This is a genomic window from Nitrospira sp. BLG_2, assembly GCF_049222245.1.
In genome coordinates, this window is sequence record NZ_JBLYIG010000006.1 from 1 (window position 1) to 2,502 (window position 2,502).

A 2,502-nucleotide genomic window follows, 5' to 3' on the forward strand; every position below is an offset into this window, starting at 1 on the left:
GAACGAAAAAGGACGATGGGCATCGACCTTCGCAAACTCAGCTTCTTCCCTATCCTGCTGCAAACCAGACGCGCGAAAGCCACGCGCATCCTCATGCGGATCCTCACCGGCATAATCCCAACGCCGCTCGAAAGAAGCGGCGAGATGCGCCCGCACCAATTCCATCGATTCCACGACCGGATCCATCTCCGGTACGTCATTCCTCGTAATCCCGTACTCGGTTTCGATGCCAAAAAGACGCATAGTCTGTTAGACGTGGCCTGCCAAGCGTGAACCAAGCAACAGCCTGTCCCTCAACCTTCCACGTCTTCAGATGATCTGATTTATCAGCCGTTCTTCTGTCTGACGTCCCCGTCGGAAAGAGGACACCCCAATGACCTGTTCCGGGTGATGGTCCAGCAGTTTCAACCACTCCTCCGCCGCATCGTCCGGTGGTAACATGTCGCCCTCTCGAAATTCCTCCGAGACGGAATCCAATAGGTCTTTGACCTGCAATCCCGACGGCTGCCCCGACTGAATCGTACGATCGATGGCTTTTTCCTTGGCGCGTTGAACGATCGAGGCCAAGATGGCTCCGCTCACCAGATCGCCGCGGTACAGCACTTTGTTTTGCCCGGTCCTAAGCCGGATCGACAAAATCCGGTTATCCTCCGTTCGACGGAAGATCGACTCAATGATGTCTTCGACCAGCGAGAGCACTGCTCGAATCTGCTCGCCACCTCGCTCTTTCACCAGCACCGGATCCAGCGGCAGCTCCGTGGTCAAATAGACCTTCAGAATCTCGGCTGCCGCGTCCTTGTTCGGCCGATTGACTTTGATCTTCCGGTCGATGCGGCCGGGGCGCAGCACCGCCGGATCGATCAAGTCAGGGCGGTTGGAAGCTAAAATAATGACCACGTCACGTAGCGACTCGATTCCATCCATTTCGCTGCAAAACATCGGCACGAGCGTATTCGAAATATTGAAGGAGCGCATGGCACGTCGCGTCCCCAAAATTGACTCCGCTTCGTCGATGAAGATAAACGGCAAGGCGCCGTCCTTGCGTCTCGCTCGGGCCTGTTCAAAGAGATCGCGAACCATCCGCTCCGATTCTCCCAGCCACATGTTGAGAATTTCAGGTCCTTTTACATGGAGGAATGCGCCGCTCGTCACCGGAGAACCCTTGTCTCGATCGAGCGTGTGCTCTTGTTTTGATTCGGCGACCAGCTTGGCCAAGCTCCCGGCTGCGGCTTGGCCGATGAGCGTCTTTCCGCATCCGGGCGGGCCATAGAGAAGAAAGCCCTTCGGTTGGGAAAATTTGAACCGTTCGAACGTCTCCGCATGCAGCAGTGGATACTCGATCGCCTTTCTGATGGCCGCGATCGCCTCGTTCTGTCCGCCGATCTGCTCCCACGTGACCTTTGGAGCTTCATCAAGGACATGTCTGCTTGTCTTGTGAGCCACCACTTTCTCGATCGCCACACGATGGCTGGGATCGATACGAATTTCATCACCCGCCTTGAGCTCCACACCGACAAGATCGGTCGACCTCTGTAAAATCAACGATTGCCGGCCCATCTCCTGTTCGAACCGCAATCGTCCGTCAGGCATGCTCTCGGCCAGTTTCAAGATAGGGCCGTTACGATCGTAACCCAGCGTCTTGATCACTGCGTAGGCTTCGTTGACCAGAATCTGCGTTCCGACTTTAAGATCCATATCGGAGACGCGGGGATCCACGTTGGCATAGTACTCAGCCTGTCCAACGACGATGCGGGCGAGTCCCTCGCCGGGAACATCAAGTAACGTGCCGATACGGTTGGCTGGTGCCGTCAGTTTGGCGACGACCTCGTTCACTTTCTTGAATTCCAATTCACGTTGTTGATGGGCGGCTTGAGACAGCGTCACCGCATGACGCAGCTTATACAGCAGTTTCTGTCGGGCATCTTCCTCGGGAAATGAGGCCAAACACTGCTCAATCAATTCGAGCGGATCAGTTCCGGTCTTCAGCGATAGCTCTTCAGTCCGATCTTTGGGCTGATCCTGTTCAGGAGCTCTGCGATCACTCATGGGTATTCCTTCACAATACGCGACCAAATGATCCTACCACACACATGTCTTGCAATGCCTTCACGCTGACTAGTTGACGGCTTGAAGCGTCACGAATACCTTCTCACGCCGATTTCCCCGCAAAACCTCCACGCTCACTTGGTCGCCGACTTTGTGCGCTTCCATCACATCCATCAGGTTATCAATGGTGGCCACCGGCTTTCCGGCGACTGAAACAATGATATCGCCGAGTTGGATCCGCCCGATCATGGTTTCACGAGCCCCCCTAAGACCCGCGCGATCAGCGGCACCGCCGCGAGTCACCTTGCCAATAATGACTCCCTTGATGCCCCAGCGCTGCGCCATTGCGTCCGGCACGAGAGAGACGCCCAGACCTGGGCGGATGAGCTTACCATGCTTGATGAGCTCCGGAACAATGCGGTTCACCATATCGACGGGAACGGCGAAACCGATTCC

At 55.8% G+C, this 2,502-nt stretch carries 3 protein-coding genes; all 3 read right to left on the minus strand.

Translation table 11 applies throughout. The features are described 5' to 3' along the window. Positions 1 to 243, minus strand: a 243-nt coding sequence (locus tag ACOSYY_RS00155) for a proteasome accessory factor PafA2 family protein (protein WP_421660190.1), incomplete at its 3' end; no start/stop codon positions are given. 66 nt (positions 244 to 309) lie between these two features. Then, positions 310 to 2,046 (minus strand): AAA family ATPase, encoded by a 1,737-nt coding sequence (locus ACOSYY_RS00160; protein ID WP_421660191.1) that lies wholly within the window; start codon positions 2,044 to 2,046, stop codon positions 310 to 312. Between the two features lie 69 nt (positions 2,047 to 2,115). Beyond that, positions 2,116 to 2,502 (minus strand): S1C family serine protease (locus tag ACOSYY_RS00165; RefSeq protein ID WP_421660192.1); only part of this gene is annotated, 387 nt, incomplete at its 5' end.